This window comes from Neisseria sp. HMSC074B07 (assembly GCF_001810355.1).
Lineage (GTDB): Bacteria > Pseudomonadota > Gammaproteobacteria > Burkholderiales > Neisseriaceae > Neisseria.
The window spans coordinates 52,087-53,654 of the sequence record NZ_KV800981.1 but is presented as its reverse complement, the minus strand read 5'-3'; the positions used below and the strand labels follow the sequence as shown (position 1 = coordinate 53,654).

Below are 1,568 nucleotides of genomic sequence, written 5' to 3'. Positions count from 1 at the left end.
TCGTTCTCTTTGAGCTAAGGCGAGACAACGCCGTCCTGGTTTAAAGTTAATCAACTATAAAACGCTTTTTCCGCCTTATTCACGGACTACCATTTCCCCATACTCCAAGACCGCACGGTTTCCCCATTCGGTCAGCCTCTCCAAAACAGGCAGGAAACTTCTGCCGAAATCGGTCAGCGCATATTCCGCCCTCAACGGCGGCCTGTTGCCGAATACTTCGCGCGAGACCAGCCCGCCTTGTTCCAACTGCTTGAGCTGACGGCTTAATACGGCTTCAGTTACCCCGTGCAGGCTGCCGTGCAATTCGCCGAAGCGTTTCACACCGTCCTGCAAATGATAAAGGATGACCGCCTTCCATTTCCCACCAACCAAATCCATCGCCACACTGAGCGGACAAGGATAGATTTTGCCGCCGAAACTGAAACACTCGCTTTGACACTCTGTCTTCATCCGATACACCTATTCAAACGGATAGTTATTGATTGCAGGTTTTGAAGCTGCCTAAAATCCTATCATCTCCAACATCCTGATAAGGAATGAAACATGGCACTCGTCATCCTCGCACATCCTAATTTCGCCCAATCCGTCGCCAATAAAGCCGTCATCGGACATCTGACCCGCAGCGGTTTAGACGTTGAAATCCGCGACATCGCCGCACTTTATCCCGACTACCGCATCGATGCCGCCGCCGAACAACAGGCTCTGTTGCGCCATCAAACCGTCTTATTCCAATATCCGCTGTACTGGTACAACATGCCCGCAATTCTAAAGCAATATTTCGACTCCGTGTTTACTTACGGCTTTGCCTACGGCACGGGCGGGGACAAACTGAAAGGCAAAAACTTCGTCGCCAGCATAACGGTCGGTTCGCCCGAACAAGACTACCGCGCAGATGGGGACGCGCATTTCCGTGTGTACGAATTCTGCAAAAACCTGGAACAGACCGCCTATTTTACGCAGATGCGCTACATCGACCCGTTCTATTTCCACGGCACATCGCCCGCCTTATACAGCCGTGAAGAAATCCAAAGCAAAGCAGAGGATTGCGCGGAAGGATTGGTAACATTATTGCGGAAATTGGACAAAAAAAGTTAGAGGATACAAGTCGTCTGAAAAACAGGAAAACCGGTTTTTCAGACGACCTTTTTTGCAAACTATGTTTTGATTGCACACCCATTCAAGAATGATGCCGCCTTGTAGCGTGGGCTTTGCCCACGAAGATGATGAATAAAAAAGCTGCTGAAATTTTCTCTATTCTCCGCGGGCAAAGCCCACGCTACGGGTTTCAACCGACCATAATGTAATGAATGCAAAACAGGTCGTCTGAAAACGTACAACTTCTGTTTCAGACGACCTCTTACCTATAAAAAACCGCAAGTATGAAACCTGTGGTTTACTGTTAAATTCGTAGCGTGGGCTTTGCCCATGAAGATGATGAGTAAAAAAGCTGCCGAAACTTTCTCTATTATCCACGGACAAAGCCCGCGCTACGGGTTTTAAACAACCGTGTAATGAATGCAAAACAGGTCGTCTAAAAACGTATAGTGAATTAACTTTAAACCAGTACG

At 48.2% G+C, this 1,568-nt stretch carries 3 protein-coding genes; 1 reads left to right on the top strand and 2 read right to left on the bottom strand.

All coding sequences use genetic code 11. The features are described 5' to 3' along the window. Positions 1-75 precede the first annotated feature (75 nt). On the bottom strand, positions 76-450 hold the full coding sequence (locus HMPREF2726_RS11380) for a winged helix-turn-helix transcriptional regulator (RefSeq protein WP_009312096.1): 375 nt from the start codon (positions 448-450) through the stop codon (positions 76-78). Between the two features lie 93 nt (positions 451-543). On the opposite strand from HMPREF2726_RS11380, the gene HMPREF2726_RS11375 reads away from it, so the two are divergent. Further along, the gene (locus HMPREF2726_RS11375) at positions 544-1,095 is read left to right on the top strand and encodes an NAD(P)H-dependent oxidoreductase (RefSeq protein WP_009312098.1); all 552 of its coding nucleotides are present in this window, start codon (positions 544-546) and stop codon (positions 1,093-1,095) included. Between the two features lie 156 nt (positions 1,096-1,251). Here HMPREF2726_RS11375 and HMPREF2726_RS14525 read toward each other — a convergent pair. Then, positions 1,252-1,568: hypothetical protein (locus HMPREF2726_RS14525; protein ID WP_210399705.1), on the bottom strand; the 317-nt coding region annotated here is incomplete at its 5' end.